This is a genomic window from bacterium (assembly GCA_030655055.1).
GTDB lineage: Bacteria > Edwardsbacteria > AC1 > AC1 > EtOH8 > UBA5202.
Window position 1 is genome coordinate 1 of the sequence record JAURWH010000186.1, and the last position, 20365, is coordinate 20365.

A 20365-nucleotide genomic window follows, 5' to 3' on the forward strand; every position below is an offset into this window, starting at 1 on the left:
CACTTAGAAAAGAACAACTTGCCACAATAGTTCCAAAGGTTTTCATCAGCCACCCTTTGGTTGACCAGTTTCCAACAACTTGTTCCTACCCCTGACATTTTCACTTGCCAGTTACCCTGACATATTGACTAAGCAACGACAACAAAAAAGCGGCGCTTAAAAGTTAAGCGCCGCTTTGTGATCACAAATTATATAGCGATTTTTTCGCGTCCTTTCGTGGGAAAGGTGCCTATTGCTGGCTCATCACCACGAACTCTATCCTCCGGTTCTCGGCCCGTCCCTTGACGGTCTTGTTGCTGGCCAGCGGCAGGGATTCCCCGTAGCCCTTGGCGGTCAGCCGGTCGCCGGCGATGCCCTGGTTGTTGATCAGGTAATTGCGCACCGACACCGCCCTGGCTTCCGATAGCCTCTGGTTCTTGGCATCACTGCCCCGGCTGTCGGTGTGCCCGCCGATCTCCACCTTGATGGTGGGGTTGTCCTTTAGCATTTTGGCGGCTTCGTCCAGGATGCTGTAGGAGGACGGAATGATGTCGGCCCGGTTGGTCTTGAACTTGATGCCGTTTAAGACCACCTTCTCGCCCTTCTTGGGAATGGCCCTCAGCGAGAAATTCTGGATGAAGGTCTGCTTGTCGTTGACCGGCACCGGCGCGGTCTCGGTGTTGTAGCCGTCGGCCTGAACCTGGACCATGTAGATGTTGGGCGGCAGGTTGATGGAGTATATTCCGGTCAACAGATCGCTGACCACCGGTGTTCCCACCATTACCTTGTCCGGCCCGAAGATGCTGATGGTGGAGCCCATGGCGTTGCCGGTCTTGCTGTCTATGATCTTGCCGGTGATGTTGCCCTTGGGGAATTCCTTGCGCCGCAGGCCGAAATCCACGATCATGGTCTGGCCGGCGGTGATGGTCACCGCCTTCTCCTGCCACAGGAACGAGTCTCCGGCCACGGCCCGGATCCGGTAGGTGCCGGCAGGGACGTTGATGGAATAGCTGCCGTCGGGCTTAAGCATTATGGGCGCGCCGGCGTTGATGGCGGGCGAGCTTAGGGTGGCCTCCACCATGGAGTCGGTTCCGGCGATCATCACCTTGCCGGCGATGGCGGTGGCCGGCGGCGGCGCGGTCTTCTTGGCGGAGCCCGAGGTCACCGAGAACCCGAACACGGCGTTCCAGTTGGGCGAGGTGGAGCCGTTGAACATCTTGAACTCGCAGCCTCCGTCCATGGTGAAACCGCCGGGGGTGTTGAAACGGATGCCCGGGGTAATGCGGGAGGGGCTGCCGTTGGTAAAGGCCTGACCCTTGGCCTTTTCCCCCGAAGCCTCAACTAAGAAAGTTACATAGGGACCGGCCGCCACTTCAATCCCCGCTCCCCACAAGACCTGATTTTCCCTGGTCACGGTGCCGGGTTCGGCCGGGTGGACCAGGCTGGCCGGATCGTTGCGGTATACTGAATCGGAGTTTGTACTGTGAGTGTCAGGATTGGCATAAACCAAGGTGTCATAATTGATGACATACCCCGGTTTGGCATTGCCGGCTTTTAAGAAACCCAGGTTGCCATGCAATGAGGCTGGGCCCAATGTCAGGGTACCCAAAAACTTGGCGCCGAAATCGGGGTTGTGGGAGACAAGTTCGGTAAAGCCGTGAGCCACCATATTGGAATCCGGATACTCAGGGGCCTCGGTGTTGTCAGTGTACATATAGGCCGTTGTTGCCGGAAGTCCTATTGAAACGAACGGCTCTGCGCCTACTGCGTAGGAAAAAGGCGCTCCACCGTATTCCTTGGAGGAATAGCTGAATTTGGTCTTGATCAACATGTCCCGCACCCAAAACATGGCCAGGTCGTAATTTAACCCGTCGTAGCGGAGCTTGCCGGCCTGGCCAACCACGTTGGAGTGCCGGTCGTAAGTGGCGTATACCCTGGGCCCAATGGAAAATTCAAAGAAATCCAGAGGGGAGTATGTGATCATCAGCCGCAGTATGCCCCGGTAATGTTTGTCCGGCTTGCCTCCCTCAGTGGTGGTGTCTCCCTGGAAGAACATGTCTCCTTTTATCATGTCCATTCCGTTAAAGTCTGACTGCAAAAAACCCACCGAAAGCATCCCCTTGCCCATGGTGCGGGCCGAGGAGACCTTGAATAGCCCGCAGCCGCCGTCGAAGGACGGGGGACGATAGGCCTGGGCCAGTCCGGCCCCGGCCAGCATTACCAGCAATAACACCAACCACTTGTTGCTTTTCATTTTTAAAAGCCTCCAAATTATTAGGATTTTCAAAGCGCCGTAAATATTAAATATATCAGGAATACCAAGGTTTTGTCAAGCAATAAAAGAACTGTTCGACAATCATTGTTCCAGCAGCCTAATTACCTCCTCCATGTCGCCGGGAAGCGGAGCCTTGAACTCCAGGTATTTGCCGGAAGTGGGATGGACAAACCCCAGCACCGCTGCATGCAGGGCCTGGCGGTCAATGGCCTCCAGCAGTTCCTCTGCCAGTTTTGGATCGGCGGAGGCGAACTGGGAGAACAGTGACCTGGAACGGCCCCCGTAATCCGGGTCCCCCAGCACCGGATGCTCCAGATGCTGTAGGTGCACCCTGATCTGATGGGTGCGGCCGGTCTCCAGTTTCAGTTCCACCAGCGAGGCGATCTGGTATTCCTTTAAAACCTTGTAATGGGTAACCGCCTGGCGGCCCCGGAGTTTGGTAACGTCCATTTTTTTTCGGTCGAAGGCCGATCTTCCTATTGGAGCCGAAATAATGCCCTGGGGTTCCCCGAAAACTCCCCAGACCACCGCCCGGTAGCGGCGCACTATCTTGCGGGCCTCCAGCTGGCGGGCCAGATGGGTATGGGCCTGGTCGGTCTTGGCCACCAATAAAAGACCGGAGGTCTCCTTGTCCAGCCGATGCACGATGCCGGGCCGCTCCCGCCCCCCCACCTGAGAAAGGTTTTGGGCATGGAACAGCAGGGCGTTGACCATGGTGCCCTGGCGGTTGCCGGCCGCCGGGTGGACCACCATCCCGGCCGGTTTGTTGATCACCATCAGATCCTGGTCTTCGTATACCACGTCCAGAGGGATATCCTCAGCCAGCATCTCCCGCCGGGGGGCGGCCAGCTGGTCCTTTTTGATCTCGATCTCGTCGCCGGGTTTCACCAGGTAACCGGGGGGTCTCAGCTTTCCATCCACCAGCACCCGGCCGGATTCTATGAACTTCTGCAGCTGGTTGCGGGAATAGTTCATTCCCTGGCAGCTTAGGTAACGGTCCAGCCGCACCCGGCTTTGGGCGGAGGATACGGTAACGGTTATGACCTGAAGCTCATCCGGCATGTCGGCAATTCAATTTGCAATTCACAATTCACCATTCACGGTTTACGCGCCACCAGCCGTCATTGTTCCACCCAGCAGTGTTTGTACAACTCGGAGCCGAAGGCCCGGGGCCGGAAGCCATGGACGGTGTTCCTGACCGCGGTGGATTTTACGGTGTGATACATGAAAACCCAGGGGGCCTCCTGCACTATCATCTCCTCGATCTTGCGGTAGCGCAGCAGCCTTTGGCCGGGGTCGCGGATGGTGACGGCCTCGTCCAGCATGGCGTCGATGACCGGGGACTTGAAGAAGGCCACGTTGCCGGCCCGGCCGGTGTTCTTGGAGTGGAACAGGGGGTATAAAAAATTATCCGGGTCGCCGTTGTCCGAGTTCCAGCCGTTGAACGACAGCTGGGACTGGCAGCTGTAGGTCTTTTCCAGCAGGGCCTTCCAGCTTAGGGGATTGATCTTGATGCTGATGCCCGCCTCCCGGCAGTTCTGGAGGACGATCTCGGCCCGCTGCCACTGGGCCTTGTTGTCCCGAATGTCCAGCAGGTATTCCCCGGGCAGCCCCCCGGCGTATCCGGCTTCGGCCAGCAGTTTTCTGGCCCGGTCTGGGTCGTAGCCGTAACCGGCCAGATTTTGATTGTAGGCCCACAGTTCCGGCGGGAAGACCCCCTTGGCCGCCACCGCGTCCCCGGCCAGCTCGGTGGTCTCTATCAGCGCCTTCTTGTCAACCGCATAATTCAGGGCCTGACGCACCCGTTGATCGGCAAAGGGCGAGACCCGGGAAACATTGATGCACAGGTACTGGACGTTGAGCTGGGGCAGGCTGACCACCTTCAGGTTGCGGTCCTGGGAAAGGGCCCGGCGCTGAAAACTGTTGACATCGGTGACATCCAGCCGGCCCGAAGCCAGGGATTCGGTCTTCTGCTCGTCTTTAAGGTCTATGGAATACTTTATCCCCGATAGTGAGATCCGCCGCTCGTGGTAGTGGGGGTTGGGCTCCAGCTCCAGCGTCTTTCCGGCATCCCATGATTTTAAGATGAACGGCCCCGAGCCCACCGGGTGGCGGGAGAAATCCTGGGTGCCGTCCTCCACCAGTTCCCTGGGGACGATGGCGGCCATGGTGCAGGCCAGGTTGGAGAGGAACGGCATGAAGGGATATTGGAGCACTATCTTGATGGCATAGTGGTCTATCACCTGCAGCCCGGCCACTTCCCTGGCCTGGCCCTGGCTGTATTCAGATGCGCCCTTGATCATCTCCACAAAAGACTGGTTGGGCGATTTTATCTTCGGGCTTAGCAGCCGCTCCAGGGAGTACTTCACGTCCGGGGCGATAAGCTCCCGCCCGTGGCTGAATTTTATCCCCCGCCGCAGGTAAAAAGTCCAGCTCAGCCCGTCGGGGGAGATCTTCCAGCGCCAGGCTGCGGCCGGCACCACGGCGGAACCGCTGCCGAACTGGACCAGTCCCTCGAAGATCTGGGCCGCCACTTCGTTGGAGGTGGCGTCGGTCATCATGGCCGGGTCCAGGGTGATGGGGTCGGAGCTGATGTCGGCCTTCAACTGGCCCCCGATGTAATTCTTAAGCCCGGCCGCTTCGATCTCCGCCCGGCCCAACGAACCCATCCGTTCGAACCAGGCCAGGGAATCCCGGCCTTTGAGCAGGAACCCCGAAAAGCCCTGAAGCTTGGCGGACACTTCCCGGTAGCTGTGGCTGTACTGGCTGTACCGGTCAAAGATGTCCTGGTGGCGGGACTGCTGGCGGTCGATGCCCGACCCGGCCTCGGCCACTATCTGCTCCATCCGCCCCCCGGATTCCCGGGCCAGGTCCAGGGACCTCCTGGCCTGGGAAACCGACTCCAGGCTGGTGGCCATGATCTTCTGGGTCTGCCGGACGGTATGGCTGGTCTGGGAGAATTGCTCGGTGACCTGCTTCAGCAGGGGCCCGATCCTGGCCGAGTCGGCGGCCGCCTGCTGGGACAGGGCCTGGGCCTGGCCCACTATGCCCCCAAATGCTCCGCCCTCCTGGCCCATCTCGGCCACCTCCACCGCGGCGTAGAACGAAAGCAGTTTTATCTGCTCGGTAAAATCCTTGATGGCGGCGCCGGTCTGGGATATCTCCCCCAGTTTGCCGGCCAGGCCTTCCCGGTCCGACTCAAAATCATCCAGCCAGGTCTTGACCCGGAGCAGATCGTCAAACGACCCGGTCAGCCCCTGGTTCATGTCCTCAAAATCCTGGCGGTTGCGGCCGATGCTCTGGCCCATCCCGTCCAGGCTGGATTTGATGCGGTTGATGTTTTCGAACAAGGCCTCCAGATTATGCCACATGGCTCCGGCCAGTTCCTCCTCGGCCCCCAGCGCCGTCTTCTGGTCGTCGATGGTGGACTGCAGGTCGCGCCACCGTTCGGAGGCCGCCTGCAGCTTGGCCTTGAGCATCATCCAGTTGTTCCGGGCCTCGTGCAAAGCGGCCGGGTTTCCGGCCTTTTCCCACAAGCCCAGGGCTTCGTCCATCTGGTTCTTGGCAAACTCCACCTGCCCCATTTCGCCGGTCTCGGTTGAAAGCACCAGGGCCGCCACCTCCTGGGAGACCGAGAGCCCCTCGGCGCTCTGGGTGATGTTCTTCAGGCCTCCCACTAATTTGTTCTCCAGCTCCCGCTGCTCCCTGGCCATCAAACCAATCCGGTCAAAATCCTCCACCATTCCCTGGTTGGACTGGTAAAGGGCATTAAGCTTGTCCTTCACCTGTTCCGCCCCCGATCTCAGCCCGTCCACCAGATGCCGGGATTCCAGCACCCCGGATGACATCTGCTGGATCTTGTCCTTGACCCCCGCCGTCAGGCTGGGGACCAGGGAGGCCGTCTTCTCCATCTCTCCGGCCAGCCGGCTCATGTTCTCGGCGATCACCCCGAATCCCTTTCCCTTGCTGCCGGCATGGAAGGCCCGGATCTCGGCGTTGCGCACCAATTGCTTTATCTTGACCGACAGGTCCGCCATCAGCCCGGCCAGCTTTTCCAGCTCGGCCGTGGTGGTAAAAAGGTCCTTCAGTTCCACCGCCGACCGCTGGTAGCTCTGGTCCACCAGTTCAAAGGAATCCAAAGCGCCCTTCAGCTGCTGTTCTGCCCGGGCTATCACCTGCTTGTATTCCTGGCTGTTCCCGGTAACCAGGGCCGAGGAATTGGCGATGGCGTCCATCCCCTCAAAGGCCTCGGCCAGGGCCGCTCCAAAAGTGTGGATGTTGGCCAGGTGCCCCCGCTCCTCGGCGGCCAGGGCGCTGATGTTCCCCGACATTTCCGGCAGGATCTTCAGAAACTCGTCTATCTTTTTGAGCACGTCAAGCAGGTCGTCAGACGGCTTCCACCGGGCTTCGGCCGGCCCGGGCGCCTCGATCACCGCCTCGTCGGACCTTGAATTGAAGTTGAATAGTTTCATATCAGCCTGATGATAAATGTTATTTTACCGCCCCACTAAAACGCACTAAAAAACTCTAACTGAATCGATTGAGTGGTTGGCCGTTTTAGCAGGTACGGAATTGGGTCCATTCACAAATTGAAAGAGACCTTCCCCGGAAGGTTTCGTGTATTTCGTGGGCAAGAAATAGCCGGGAAGATCAGAGATCCACCTTCTCCGAAGCTATCTTCTGCCCCATGAATATCTCGCCCAGGTGATCAAAATGTTCGCAGGCGTCGGTGGTCAGGTAGCGGCAGTTCCCGTTCCGGGAGACCTTGGATTCATGCTCCGGGTGCCGGGCCAAGTATTCCTTGAGGCTCGGCGCCACCAGTTCGTCCTGGGAAAGTATCCTGACATCCGATGGCAGAAGCGCCTTGATCTGGGGCAGTATCAGGGGATAGTGGGTGCAGGCCAGCAGAAGTGTGTCTATGTCTTCGATTTGGGATTTGGTTTGATTCCAATATTTGGTGATATAGTACTTCAGGCCATCACCCTCCAGCTCCCCGGCCTCCACCAGCGGCACCAGCATGGGGCAGGCCTGCTGGACAAGTTTGACTCCCGGCGCGTGCTTGGCGATCTCGATGGCAAAGCTTTCGGAGCGGACCGTGCCCTGGGTGGCCCACAAGGCCACCTGGTTGGTCTTGGTGTAGTTGTGGATGACCTCCACCGTGGGCCGGATCACCCCCAGCACCCGGCGTTCGGAGTAGTGCTTGGGCAGATACTGCTGCTGGATGCTGCGCAGAGCCTTGGCGCTGGCAGTATTGCAGGCGATCAGCACCAGGGGACAGCCCTGCCGGAACAGGTAGTCCACCCCTTCGGTGGCGAACTTTAGGACCGCCTCAAAGGAGCGGTTGCCGTATGGAGTGCGGGCGTTATCGCCCAGGTAGATGTAGTCGTACTGCGGCAGCAGCCGGCGGATCTGCTTGAAGATGGTCAGCCCGCCGAAGCCGGAGTCGAAGATGCCTATGGGGATGTGTTGGGGCATAATATTTCGTTAACAATTTACCGAATGTTTAACAATATTTATTAGGGAAATCAACACTTCTTTTTGCCGGTACGATAATGTGATTTGGTCTCTCCGATCTTAAACCCTATGGTGCGCTTGGATCGGGCCGGCGGCTCCATAAGTCTGCGGATGGCCTCAAAAATGGCATGAATCTCATGGTCGTGTTTTTCCACCTTGCGTTCCAGCAGGGAAAACTGCTCGGCCAATTCCTTGTGAGCGGACAATATTTCCCTCAGTTTTACGAATGTCCGCATAATGGCAACGTTGACCTGAATGGCCCGTTTGCTGCGCAGCACGCCGGAGAGCATGGCCACGCCTTGTTCGGTAAAAGCATAGGGTCTCTTTCTGATGCCGCCCCAACTTGAAGTCACAAATTGTGACTTCAAGTTGGCAAGTTCTACCTGCGACAGCTGGAACATGAAATCAGTTGGAAATCTCTCGATATTTCTTTTAACGGACTGCATCATTACTCTGCGCGGGACACTGTACATGGCAGCCAGGTCTCCGCTCAGCATCACTTTCAGGCCGCGAAGCAAGTAGATGCGACGCTCAATGTCGGCATCGGTTATGATCAGACTATGTTTTTCTTTGTTCATAAAAAACCTGTTATCTCTAAGGTCACAATTTGTGACCTTAGAGATTTATATTCCACTTTGGTCAATCGGAACACAAACTCATCTAAGAATCATTTCCTAATTATTTTTCTTAACTCGCCCCCGGGTCACCCAATATATCGCAAAGATTGTGGCCCCCAGTTCCAGCAGCATCGGCCAATGCTTGGAGAATTCAAACGCCCCATTGCCGAACAGGGCCATGTTCACCTGCCGGATCAAAAGCAGCACGCCCACAAAAAATATCATTACGGTCCATCCTTCCCAGGAGATGGGCACCCACAACCTGTAACTGAGCGCCAAGAACCATTGCTTTTTTTCTTTTTCCATGTTCATTTCGAAAATTATTTTCGTGTCTTTTCGTGTATCCTTCGGCTTCGCTCAGGACAAGTTTTCGTGGGAAAGGTTGTCCCTACTGCCCCAATTCCTTCTTGTACTTTTGGGCAAAGGCCTCCAGGCCGTCGGCAATCGCCCTGGCGATCTTCTTCAGGTTGTCCGGCTTTTTCAGCAGCTTCTCCTCGTCCCGGTGGGAGATGAACGAGGTCTCCACCAGGATGGCCGGCATGTAGGCTCCGTTCAGCACGTAGAACCCGGCCTGGTTGATCCCCCGGTTGGGCACGGCGGGCATTTTCTTGGTCAGCGATTCCTGCACCAGTTCGGCCAGGTCGCTGGACTCGGTCAGGAACTCGTTCTGGACCATGTCCCATAATATGAACTGGACGTCATCCTGGTTGGCCACGTTCTTCTGGGGCTGCTCGAAGTCGATGGCCGAGTTTTCCATGGCCGCAGTGGCCCTGGCGTCGTCGGTCTTGGCCAGGGACAGGAAGTAGGTCTCGGAGCCCCGCATGGTCTTGAGCTTTACCTTTTTACGCGGGGCGGCGTTGCAGTGGATGCTGATGAATACGTCGGCCGCCTCCTGGTTGGCCAGCTTGGTGCGGTCGCCCAGCGGGATAAAGGTATCGTCGCTGCGGGTCATCACCACTATCAGGTTATGGTCCTGCTCCAGGATGGCCTTCAGCATCAGGCCCACCTCCAGGTTGACATCCTTCTCGCACAGGCCGGTGGGGCCCACCGCCCCGGGGTCCTTGCCGCCGTGTCCGGGGTCCACCACCACCTTCTGGATGCCCTGTTTTTCCGGGATCTGGTTGCGGCGGCGGGCTTCGGGGATCTTGATCTGCTCCGGGCTGATGCCACCCAGGCTCAGCTTGCGGTCCTTGGCATCCCAGATGATGCTCCGGCCCCACAGGGGTATCAGGAACCTGGTGAAAAGCTCCATCGGCACGTAGAGCTCGCCCTGGTACAGCCGGGCCGGGTTGAACAGGTTGTAGGATTTTCCGTCGGCCAGAAAAAAGGTGTTGTCGGCCGAAAAGCGCAGGGTGTGCCCCGGCAGTTTCAGGTCGGCGTTGCCGGTATGCTCGGACCAGGTGGCCTGGGCGTTCCAGCTGGCCGACAGATCGGCCAGGCTCAGGTACTCCTCCTTGTCAAAGGTCACCGTCTCGGTGATCTTTGCGCCGCCCCGCCCGTCGATGACGGTCAGCTGATTGGGAGCCAAAGCGGCCCAGGCCCAAAGGGGGGCCAGCAGCGATATGATGAAAAGTTTTTTCAAGCCTGCCTTGATTTAAAAATGCTTAATATTTCCGGTTCCTGTTCCTGCCAATTGAGCTTCAGCCGGGCTGCGGCGCAGGCTTTCTGATGTTCCGGCAAATGCCGGCGGATTTCCTCGATGGCCAGCGCCGCCTGGGGAACGTCCCCGTATGCCGCCGTTTTCCCTGTTCCGTACCGGTCTATCACTTTTTTCATGGCCGGCAGCTCGCTGACCAGAGGCGGGGTCCCGCACATGATGTATTCAAACAGCTTGTTTGGCAGGGCGGCAAAATAGCTCAGAGTGATCCCCTCGATCAGGGCCAGTCCGATATCGGCCGAGGCGGTGTATTCCAGCAACTGCTGGTGGGGAACCCGGCCCATCACAAATAGCTTGTCACGCCATTCCGGGGCCTGGGATTTTTTTTGGAGTTCATCAAACATCGATCCATCACCGATCAGCACCAGGGCGTATTTGGGACCTAGCTGTTGCAGTATCTCCAGCATGAACCCTATGCCCCGGCCCGGGGCCAGCATCCCCTGATATATCAGGATGAAGCGGTCCTCCGGAAGCTTCAGGGCCGAGTGCAGTGATTTGTTGCGGGGAACGTCTTTAAGGCAAGGATAGTTGTAAACCACCTTGGGAACAGGGATGCTGTAAAGCTCGGTCAGTCTGGCCGAATCGATCTCCCCGGAAGTAAAGACCGCCGCCTTTTTGATGAAAAGTTTTTCCAGCAACTGCCAAATATTTTGCTTGGTTTTTTTCCCGGCCAAAGCCCCCAGAGCCGAGTATATCTCCCGGGAATCGTAGAACAGACCGGCCTTGTTTATTTTAGCCGCCCAGGCAGCGACAGGAAGTGAATACAGGTCGGCGGCGCAGAAAAAATCGGCCTTTATTTTTAGGGCAGCGGGAATTATCCTGGCATAGAACCAGAGGAACCTGGCAAAACCTTTTATCCGGTTATTGGTCTTGACGGAGACCACCCGGACCCCGTCGAGATTGAATCCCTCACTACATTCGGCAGCCTGCAGCACGGTAATAGACTGCCCGTTCCTTGTCAAAGTGCCGGCAATGTTCTGCAAACGGGAGTCGTAGCGGATATCACCGAAATATATGAAACAGCCGCGGGGTTCTGTCATCGGTTCGTCCATCAAGTCAGTTTTATATTATCTCTGCGCCGGAGTTTGCCCTGAATGTATCGGATGGCGTCTAAGTGGCAGATCATATCCGCAGTTCAAAGGTCTCCCTCAAAAAGCCCCGGGCCCCGAAGTTCTCCTTGAACTTCCCCAGCCCCCAGTTGGGCTGCATGTTGAGGGTGTAGGTCCCCAGGTCCAGGTACTTGTAGCCGTTGGCCCAGCCCCAGCGGATGACCTCGTGGTAGACCGAATTGACCGGACGCAGTTCCTGGTATCTCTGGTCGTGCGAGATGTAGAAGGCCAGTATCACCCGCGGATTGCAGATAAAAACCGTGATCCCGGCCAGCGCCTTCCTCCCCTGATAGGCGGTGAACTGGATGATGTCATCGGGCAGGAGTTTTTTCAGCTTCTTCAGCTCTTCGGCGGTATGAGTCGGTCTGACATTGTGGCGCTGGCTGAGGTTCCTTTCCAGGATGTGGTAGAATTCATCCAGATCGCCGCCCTGCCGGACCTCTATCCCGGCCTTCTGCCCCTTGCGCAAAGCGGTCCGGGTCTCCTGCTTGAAACTCAGGGGAATATCCTCCTGGCTCCGGAAATTCAGGGGGATGACCGCGGTGATCTCCCGCTTTAAATAGGTGAACCCAGCCCGGGCCCAGCAAAAATCGATGTACTGGTCCGGGGTCTTCATGTAGATCAGGGGCGGCTGGGTTATCAGCAGCCGCTTGATCCCCTGCTTGGTCCAGCGGCTGACTGCAGCCTCGGCCAGCCCGGTGACCTGGGCGATGCCCAGCCCCGGCGCGGTTACCATCCCGCCGTAAGAGGCCCCGCCGTAACTGATCAGGGTCGGCATGCCCTGTTCGTCCTTGATCAGGGCCGGCAGCACCGCCAGCAGGCGGTCATCCTGGCGGAGCATCAGGTGATGATTGGCAAACCGGCCCTTGGGATGATAGTCCAAAAACCTCTGGCGGTGGAATATGGTGCCGTTGGCCGAGGAGGCAATGAAATCTTCCCACTGGCGCCTGTCGGTTTCCTTGTATTCGGATATCTGGATCATGACTCTCCGTAATTTAAACCTGATTGAAATTTGCAAACCTAAAACTTTAATTATATCCTAACCTGTTGTAATGTCAATAGAAAAATGCCCCGGCCATCCCGAAATAACTTGCTCGGAACATCCGGAGACAAAGTAAGAACCCCTCCGGTTGGGACGGAGGGGTTCTTGATTACCGTATATTAATGTACAGTAATTGGCTGATTAGCGCTTCTTGTTGAAGCAGTCCGAGCAAAGCACCGGACGGTCGCCGGTGGGCTTGAAGGGAACTTCGGCTTCGTTGCCGCACTCGGCGCAGGTCACCTTGAACAACTGGCGCGGTCCGCGCTTGGCGTTCTTGTTGTTCTGACGGCAATCCGGGCAACGCTGGGGCTCATTCTGAAAGCCCTTCTGTTGGTAGAACTCCTGCTCGCCGGCAGTGAAGGTGAATGGCTTGCTGCAATCTTTACAGCTCAGGGTCTTGTCCGTGAAACTCATGTTTCTCCTTGGAATTGTGGTTTTTTTGTCCGGAGGAATAAAAAAACCGTTTTGGTTTAACAACCGAAACGGGATTCTACTTCTCCAAACGTTCTATTGTTACTGTTGCAATAATAACACAATCACCGCAACTTGTCAAGGGGTAAACAAAAATATTTTAATATTTCTTGCTTGGGGGCCTTTGGGCAAAATTCGGCTTAATTCACAGGTTTAACATACTCATCCGGATATTCTCATAATTACGGGATATTTTCTTCTGGTTTTTTAATCATGTAAATCCGCTTACGCTATCTATTAGACTCCCTCGAGTGCCATAGCTTTAGCGGAGGCGCTCCTGTCTGCCCTTGGTAGAAAAATCAATGGTTGACAGCAGCATGGGTTTTGGAATATAATCCCATCTTCAAGGTGCCCCATCTTTTTTGGGGATAATCGGGAATCCCGTGTAAACCGGGAGCTGCCCCGCAACTGTGAACCGGCGTTATGGTCGCGATCAATCAGCCACTGTCTTAAAAGGACGGGAAGGCGATCCGGCTGCCGGAAAGCCAGGAGACCGGCCTTGATACAGGGAACTGGGACTGGATCACTGGGATTTATTCACGAACCCCAAAAATCTATTCCCTGTTCCCAGTTAGTACTCCGGCTTCGCGGGAAGGCCGGGCTGAATGAAGCATTCGTTAAAAGATTGCCAGCCCGTTCTTCCGGCGTAAAAAGCCGGGGGAACGGGTTTTTGTTTTAAGAACAAATCACTAATCACGGACGCCGCCTGCCATGAAGCGATCCCTTTATTTCATATCCCTGTTGTTTCTCCTGGGATGCAGCGCCCAACCCCGGCCGCATGGTAAAATGACATTGACCCTCACCGACGACCTGGGCCGCACCGTCAGCCTGAGCCAAGCCCCGTCAAGGGTGATCTCCTTTGCCCCCAGCCTGACTGAGATGGTCTACGCCCTGGGCGGAGAGGGCCGGCTGGCGGGGGTCACCGCCTGGTGCAACTGGCCGCCCCAGGCCAAAGAAAAGACCGTGGTCGGCGACATGATCAGCCCCAACTTCGAGCGGATGGTCTCGCTTAAGCCGGATCTGGCCCTGATGATCGGCAGCCGGCCCAGTCCGCTGCTTAAAAAGTTCGAAGCCCTGAACATACCGGTGCTCTGCTTCAAGGACGAGACCGTGGCCGACATCCAAAGGGCCTTAAAAGCGCTGGGCCAGGTGCTGGAAAGCCCAAGCCGGGCGGATTCGTTGACCCGGGAAATGGATCTTCAGCTGGCCGCCATCAAAGCCGCGGTGGATCAGGTGCCTATGGAGCAAAGACCGAAGGTCTTTGCCGAGCTGGGTTCCTCCCCCCTGTTCGCCGCCGGGGATTCCAGCTTCATCGGCCAGATGATAGCCCTGGCCGGCGGCATCAATGTCACCGGAAACCTCCCCACATCATATACCGCGGTCAACCCCGAACTGGTGGTAAAGAACGATCCCACCATCATCATCGTGCTCCACCCCCAGGCCAACAAAGAACAGATCGCACAGCGGCTGGGATGGCAGAATGTCTCGGCCGTCAGAAACGGCCGGATCTACCCCGGGCTGGACCAGGACGTGATCCTGCGTCCCGGCCCCCGTTTTACGGAAGGAATAAAGATACTGCATGGGATATTCTATGCGCCGTGACATCAAAGCCTGGTATTACCTGGCGCCCTTAAGCCTTTTGACCATCCTGCTGGGGCTGGCTTCCGGGCCGGCCGGTTTCGGCCTGCTGGCTGACCCCCAGGTGATGGCCATCCGCCTGCCCCGGGTGCTTTTGGGTCTGCTGGCCGGGGCCGGGCTGGCCTCTTCCGGCGCGGCCCTGCAGGCGGCCCTGGGCAACCCGCTGGCCGAGCCCTATCTGTTGGGCGTCTCCGGCGGCGCGGCTTTTGGGGCGGCTCTGGCCCTGCTGCTGGGGCTTTCGGCCGGGCTGGGCGGGGCCGTAGGCCTGCCCTTGTTCTCGCTGGCCTTCGGCCTTTTAGCCCTCTATGTTGTCTACAGTTTGAGCAAGGTGGGGTCCAGGCTGCCGGCGGAGACGGTGATCCTCTCCGGAATAATAGTCAACGCCTTCTTCTCGGCCCTGATCATGCTGCTTTTGGCTTTGGCCGGGCGCCAGCTGCAGGAGATGATATATCTTTTGATGGGCAATTTGGGGATGATCTTCGGCGCCCAAAGCCTCTATCTGTTGTGGGTCTGCGCCGCCATCATCATCCTCTGCACCGGCTACCTCTGGAGCCAGGGGCGCAACCTGGACCTGCTCTCTTTGGGGGAACAGCCGGCCCAAAGCCTGGGGCTTAAGGTGGAGAAGCTGAAGTTGCGGATACTTTTGGCCTCGGCCCTGATGGTGGCGGCGGTGGTCTCACTGGCCGGGGTGATCGGCTTCGTGGGGCTGGTGGTCCCCCATCTGGCCCGGATGATTTCAGGACCAAAGAATTCCCGGCTGCTTCCCCTGTCGGTGGTGCTGGGCGCAAACCTCTTGGTGCTGGCCGACGCCCTGGCCCGGACCATCGCCCCCCAGGAGATCCCGGTGGGGGTGATCACCTCGCTTTTGGGCGTGCCGTTCTTCATCTACCTGCTGCGGCGCAAAAAGAGGGCCGGGCTGTGATCAAAGTAAAAGATCTTTCATACCGCTACGGGCCGTTAAAGGCATTGGACGGCGTCAGTTTTTCCCTGCCCCGGGGAAAGATGGTGGGCCTGCTGGGGCCAAACGGCTCGGGCAAGAGCACCCTCTGCCTGTGCCTGGGCGGAATGCTGGACAGGAAAGGCTTTTCCGGGGAGATAAAAATATCGGGCCAGGACCTGGGAAGTTTTTCCCCGGAAATACTGGCCCTTAAGATGGCCGTGGTCTTTCAGGACAATTTGTTCTCCTTCGACTTTACCGCATACGAGATCGTGCTGATGGGACGCAGCCCCTATTTAAGGCCCCTCCAGCCTGAGGGCATCGAAGACCACCAGATCGCCGAAAAGGCCATGCGCGACTGCGACTGCTTTGGCCTGAAAGACCGGCCCATCAAAAGCCTGTCGGGCGGCGAACGCCAGCGGGTGGTGCTGGCCCGGGCTTTGGCTCAGACTACATCCGTCCTGCTGCTGGACGAGCCCACCAACCACCTGGATCTGAAGCACCAGAAACAGATCCTGTCTCTGGTGAGGGAACTGGCCGAGTTCAAAGGAGTGTTGTCGGTGGTGGTGCTGCACGACCTGAACCTGGCCGGACAGTTCTGCGACCACCTGCTGCTGCTGGACCAGGGCCGGTTGGTAAAGCAGGGAACTCCGGAGGAGGTGCTGACGCCGGAGAACTTGAACCCGGTATACCAGATCAATGTCCATAAGATATCCCATCCTGTGACCGGACGCCCCCAGATAATAATCTAACCGTTTAACATAAATCAGATCGAGGTCCACATGATCCTATCCCTGCTGGCAACATTTCTTTTGACCGCTGCAGCAATTGACAGCACCTCCGACAGCACCAGGGTCACCAAATTCATTCCGGACAGTACGGCTGATTCCGTTGCGTCCTTAGACAGCACCGCCGCCGTCAAGACCAAAGAGATGAAGGATTCCCTGGCGGTCTATATGCTGAAGGGAATGGTGGTCACCGCCACCCGGACCCCGCTGGCTGAACGGTCGGCCCCGGCCTCGGTGTCGGTACTGGAACCCGAACCCCTGACCCCGAATGTTGACGCCGCCAACCGCCTGTCCCAGACCGCCGGGGCATCCCTGGGCGGCAACGGGGGCCTGGGCAGCGCCCTGTCGCTTTCCATCCGGGGGGCGGCCGCCAACCAGGTGCTTTACCTGCTGGACGGACTTCCTGTCAACTCGGCCCAGAACGGTTCTTACGATCTCAACCGGATATTGAGCCAGGCCGAAAGGATCGAGATCGTGCGGGGGCCGGCCTCCAGCCTTTACGGGGCCAATGCCGTGGCCGGGGTGATCAACATCATCACCCGGGACTCCAAACAACTCAAACCGTATTCCAGGATAAATTTTGAAAAAGGCGGCTACAGCTCCCAGGTCTGGGAGGCCATGGTATCAAGACCTCTGGCCCAATGGGCCTCCCTCTCCATGGGCGCCACCTGGAAGAAGACCGGCGGACAACGGGTCAATTCCGACTACGACGGCACCAATTACTTTTTGGACCTGTTCGCCCGGCCCTATGACAGGATCGAGACCAAGCTGCGTTACCAGGAATACAAGTCCCAGAACGGTGTGCCGGGTTCGCTGCTTGATCCTTCCTATACCGACCGGCAGAAGGACTGGGGAAAGGATCTAAGTTTAAAGGTCAGTTACGACCAGAACAGCTTTGTGGCCGTCTCCCGCAATTCCATCGAGAACATGTGTTATGCCGATGTTGACAGCCGCAACTACACCCGGCAGACCAATGTGGACGGCCAATATCAGCATTCATGGATGCCCCAGGCGATCACCACGGCGGGGGCCGGTTACCAGATGGTGGAAAGCTACATCTCCAATGTGGGAACGCCGGAACTTCATCATAAAGCTGTCTTCCTGATCCAACAGCTGGAACCATTGAAAGGCCTTTTGCTGGTGGGCAGCGTCAGGTACGACAAGGATTTCGCCTATCCGGCTCAAACCTCGCCCTCGGTTTCGCTTAACTACGGCTTTTTTGAAGGCCTGAATTTTTACGCCAGCTACGGCCGGGCCTTCCGGGCTCCGACCCTGAACGAGCTTTACTGGAAGGATGACATCTGGATGATGTACGGCAATCCGGATCTCAAGCCCGAGAGATCCAGCCAGCTTGAAGCCGGGATAAAGACGGACATTGTGGGGGTTTCGGCTTCCCTGTCCGCCTTTCAAAGAAACACGCTTGACCTTATCATCTGGGATTATGATCCCTTGACCTGTGTGTCCAAAACCGCCAATCTGGGCAAGACCATATCCCAGGGGATCGAACTGCAGGCCGGCCGCACTCTTTTTGACCTGGTCACTTTGGACCTCAACTACACCTATTGCCTGACGGTCCAGGACACCGTGGGCAGTCCCGAACTTCCCTTTAAGCCCCAGCATATCGCCAACGGCTCCGTCTCAATCAACGACATCCAGATCGTGCCCGACCTGAAACTGGGCTGGAAGTTCTGGTCCCAGTATTCCGACATCCAATATGACAATATGTACAACCAGACCCTGCCCCGTTATATCATTAGTAACCAGGTGCTTTCCCTGAAGATCGTAGATGCCCGGGTCTATTACAAGGTGGAGAACCTATTCAACGCTAATTATGAAACCCGCTACGGCTACCCCATGCCCCGCCGCACCCAGTCATTCGGAGTGACTTTGGAATTATGGGATTAGTCTTTGGATATTTTATTAGTAATCCAGGAAAATAGGAAATATTTTTCTATCCTTCATGGTTTCTTCGTAGTTGTAGTTTATCCTGGCGTTTATATTTACATTGACATCCGGTGGCAGTTCAGCTAAAATTAAAAACATGGATAACAAACTTAAAATAGCCTGCCTGGTCTCGGGCGGGGGCACCAACCTTCAGGCCATAATCGACAACATTGAGGCCGGAAAACTGAAGGCGGAAATTGCCGCCGTGATCTCCAATGTTCCCGGGGCGGGGGCTTTGGATAGGGCCAAAAAACACGGCCTGCCGGCTTTCGTGGTCAACCACCGGGATTTTACATCCCGCGAACAGTTCGACCGGGAGCTGGCCGCCATCATCGACCGCCAGGGGGCAACCCTGGTCTGCCTCTGCGGGTTCATGCGGATCTTCAGCCCCTTCTTCGTGGAGCATTACCCCGGCCGGGTCATCAACATCCACCCCGCCCTGCTGCCGGACTTCGGCGGCAAGGGATTCTACGGCCACAAGGTCCACGAGGCGGTGCTGGCTGCGGGCAGGACCGAATCCGGCTGCACCGTCCACTTCGTGGACAGGGAGGTGGACCACGGCCCCATCATCCTCCAGCGCACCGTGCCGGTCCTGGTGGACGATACACCGGAGACCCTGGCCGAACGGGTTCTGCATGAAGAACACATCGCCTATTCCCAGGCCATCGAACTCTTTGCCCGGAACCGGCTGGAACTGAAGGATAAAAAGGTTTTGATAAAACCATGATCCAAAAACGATCCATGCAATTCATCTTGGCAGGTCTCACCAGCCTGCTTTTATTTTCGGCCTTCCCCCTGTTGACGCTTTGGCCCCTGGCCTTCGTCTGCCTGACCCCCCTGATGTCCGCGGTCAAAGAACTTCCGGCCAGAAAGACCTTCCTGCTCTCCTGGCTTTCGGGGACGATCTTTTACATCGGCTTGCTGCACTGGATAGTCTTCAACCCCGCGGTGGAGGGCTGGGTAAAACCCCTGCTCTATCTGGGAGTGGTGCTGATCGGCTTCTATCTCTCGCTCTATTTTGCCCTGAGCTTTGCCCTGGCTAAATGGCTGGCCGTCAGGACCAGGATCCCTTTCTGGGCCTGGCTGGCATTATGCCTTCCAACGTTTGATCTTCTGCGCAGCCAGGGGCTTTTGGGATTTCCCTGGGGCAGCCTGGGATACGCGCTGGTCCCCTGGACCAACGGGATCCAGATGGCTGCGCTGACCGGAGTTTACGGCCTGACCTTCTGGGCGGTGCTGGTAAACGGCCTGCTGTTTGGTCTGGGATCAAGGATATGGAGCCAGCGGACCGGTTTGTCAGAAACATTCAGAAAGCCCAAAACAATTGCAATGGCCCTGGGTTTGGTTTTGCTGCTTGTTCTGCCCCCCTGGCTGGGAAGCCTGGCCGTCCGCTCGGTGGAGAAACTGTCTTCAAGCTCGCCCCGGTTGAATACCGCCTTGATCCAGGGCAACATCCAGCAGGGCATGCGCTGGGACCGGGAATTCCAGCGTTTCAACTTTGAGGAATACAAAAGGCTGACCCTGGACGCCTCCGCCCAAAAGGTTGGCCTGGTGGTCTGGCCGGAAACGGCCCTGCCGTTTTACCTGAGATTTCAGCCCCAGTACGGCAACCAGATGCGGCAGCTGGCGGACCGGACAAATTCCCTGATCCTGACCGGAGTCCCGGACATGGCCGCGGATGACAATCAAAACCAATTGTACTTCAACGCCGCCTTCCTCTTTGCCCCCGGCCGGGGGCTTTTGGGCAGTTACGCCAAGAGCCGGCTGGTGCCCTTCGGCGAAAGGTTCCCCTTGAAGGACAGGATACCGTTTTTAAAGAATGTCAATTTCGGCGAGGGGGAGTGGACCGCTGGCTCCGACACCATTGTATTTGAAACGCCTGAGGCAGCCCTGTCCTGCCTGATATGCTTCGAGTCCATCTTCCCGGAAATATCCCGGCATCAGGTTAACAAAGGCTCAAAACTTCTGGTCAACATCACCAACGACGGCTGGTTCGGGCGCTCCGGGGCCGCCATGCAGCACGCCCAGATGGCCGTCCTGCGGGCGGTGGAGAACCGCCGGGCCGTGGCCCGCTGCGCCAATTCCGGCATCTCCATGTTCATCCTGCCCACGGGCAAGGTTCTGCAGCCCACCCCGCTGTATCAGCAGACGGTGACGGTGGAGTCCCTGCCGTTGCTTTCCGTCAGGACCTTTTACAGCCGTTTCGGGGACGTGTTCCAGTATGGCCTGATACTGCTGATCGCCATTGGGGTTTTAGTCCCCTTGGCCAGAAAACGGTCATAATATTTCCAGACACAAGATACTAAAGACGCCGGCAAGTTTGCCGGCGTCTTTTTTTATGCTTTCAGGGAATAAACCCCCGCTTTCTCCCGTATATTCTACAGAACTAAAAAA

The 20365-nt window shown here is 57.2% G+C and carries 16 protein-coding genes and 1 riboswitch; of the genes, 6 read left to right on the plus strand and 10 right to left on the minus strand.

The window, feature by feature from the left end; translation table 11 throughout:
* Positions 1-229: 229 nt before the first annotated feature.
* The 10 genes from Q7U71_08710 to Q7U71_08755 form a co-directional block, all read right to left on the minus strand.
* Positions 230-2233 carry an OmpA family protein gene (locus tag Q7U71_08710; GenBank protein ID MDO9391839.1) on the minus strand — a complete coding sequence of 668 codons (2004 nt, stop codon included), beginning with the start codon at positions 2231-2233 and terminating at the stop codon, positions 230-232.
* Between the two features lie 102 nt (positions 2234-2335).
* Positions 2336-3316: an RluA family pseudouridine synthase gene (locus tag Q7U71_08715; protein MDO9391840.1), complete on the minus strand. Its 981-nt coding sequence runs from the start codon at positions 3314-3316 to the stop codon at positions 2336-2338.
* A gap of 59 nt (positions 3317-3375) precedes the next feature.
* Complete coding sequence (locus Q7U71_08720; GenBank protein ID MDO9391841.1) at positions 3376-6726, minus strand: ABC transporter substrate-binding protein; 3351 nt, start codon at positions 6724-6726, stop codon at positions 3376-3378.
* Between the two features lie 178 nt (positions 6727-6904).
* Positions 6905-7729 (minus strand): glutamate racemase, encoded by an 825-nt coding sequence (gene murI, locus Q7U71_08725; protein ID MDO9391842.1) that lies wholly within the window; start codon positions 7727-7729, stop codon positions 6905-6907.
* A gap of 50 nt (positions 7730-7779) precedes the next feature.
* On the minus strand, positions 7780-8346 hold the full coding sequence (locus Q7U71_08730) for an ORF6N domain-containing protein (GenBank protein MDO9391843.1): 567 nt from the start codon (positions 8344-8346) through the stop codon (positions 7780-7782).
* Positions 8347-8442: 96 nt separating this feature from the next.
* Entirely contained in the window at positions 8443-8691 is a 249-nt protein-coding gene (locus tag Q7U71_08735; GenBank protein ID MDO9391844.1) for a hypothetical protein, read from the minus strand.
* Between the two features lie 82 nt (positions 8692-8773).
* Positions 8774-9967: an N-acetylmuramoyl-L-alanine amidase gene (locus tag Q7U71_08740; GenBank protein ID MDO9391845.1), complete on the minus strand. Its 1194-nt coding sequence runs from the start codon at positions 9965-9967 to the stop codon at positions 8774-8776.
* On the minus strand, positions 9964-11082 hold the full coding sequence (locus Q7U71_08745; protein ID MDO9391846.1) for a glycosyltransferase: 1119 nt from the start codon (positions 11080-11082) through the stop codon (positions 9964-9966). Before Q7U71_08745 ends, Q7U71_08740 begins: the two co-directional genes overlap by 4 nt.
* An 82-nt stretch (positions 11083-11164) precedes the next feature.
* Entirely contained in the window at positions 11165-12133 is a 969-nt protein-coding gene (locus Q7U71_08750; protein MDO9391847.1) for a GNAT family N-acetyltransferase, read from the minus strand.
* Positions 12134-12334: 201 nt separating this feature from the next.
* A complete protein-coding gene (locus tag Q7U71_08755) occupies positions 12335-12607 on the minus strand; it encodes a zinc-ribbon domain containing protein (GenBank protein MDO9391848.1) in 273 nt (90 codons plus the stop codon).
* A gap of 386 nt (positions 12608-12993) precedes the next feature.
* Positions 12994-13181: riboswitch (cobalamin riboswitch) on the plus strand.
* A gap of 194 nt (positions 13182-13375) precedes the next feature.
* Between Q7U71_08755 and Q7U71_08760 the strand changes: the two genes are divergently transcribed.
* The 6 genes from Q7U71_08760 to lnt all read left to right on the plus strand — a co-directional run bounded on the left by Q7U71_08760 (position 13376) and on the right by lnt (position 20254).
* The gene (locus tag Q7U71_08760; GenBank protein MDO9391849.1) at positions 13376-14266 is read left to right on the plus strand and encodes a cobalamin-binding protein; all 891 of its coding nucleotides are present in this window, start codon (positions 13376-13378) and stop codon (positions 14264-14266) included.
* Positions 14256-15224, plus strand: a complete 969-nt coding sequence (locus Q7U71_08765; protein ID MDO9391850.1) for an iron ABC transporter permease — start codon at positions 14256-14258, stop codon at positions 15222-15224. The genes Q7U71_08760 and Q7U71_08765 overlap by 11 nt, the downstream gene beginning before the upstream one ends.
* Entirely contained in the window at positions 15221-15991 is a 771-nt protein-coding gene (locus tag Q7U71_08770) for an ABC transporter ATP-binding protein (GenBank protein MDO9391851.1), read from the plus strand. The genes Q7U71_08765 and Q7U71_08770 overlap by 4 nt, the downstream gene beginning before the upstream one ends.
* A gap of 30 nt (positions 15992-16021) precedes the next feature.
* Positions 16022-17932 carry a TonB-dependent receptor gene (locus Q7U71_08775; GenBank protein MDO9391852.1) on the plus strand — a complete coding sequence of 637 codons (1911 nt, stop codon included), beginning with the start codon at positions 16022-16024 and terminating at the stop codon, positions 17930-17932.
* A gap of 136 nt (positions 17933-18068) precedes the next feature.
* Positions 18069-18698 carry a phosphoribosylglycinamide formyltransferase gene (gene purN, locus Q7U71_08780; GenBank protein ID MDO9391853.1) on the plus strand — a complete coding sequence of 210 codons (630 nt, stop codon included), beginning with the start codon at positions 18069-18071 and terminating at the stop codon, positions 18696-18698.
* A complete protein-coding gene (lnt, locus tag Q7U71_08785) occupies positions 18695-20254 on the plus strand; it encodes an apolipoprotein N-acyltransferase (protein ID MDO9391854.1) in 1560 nt (519 codons plus the stop codon). The genes purN and lnt overlap by 4 nt, the downstream gene beginning before the upstream one ends.
* Positions 20255-20365 lie beyond the last annotated feature (111 nt).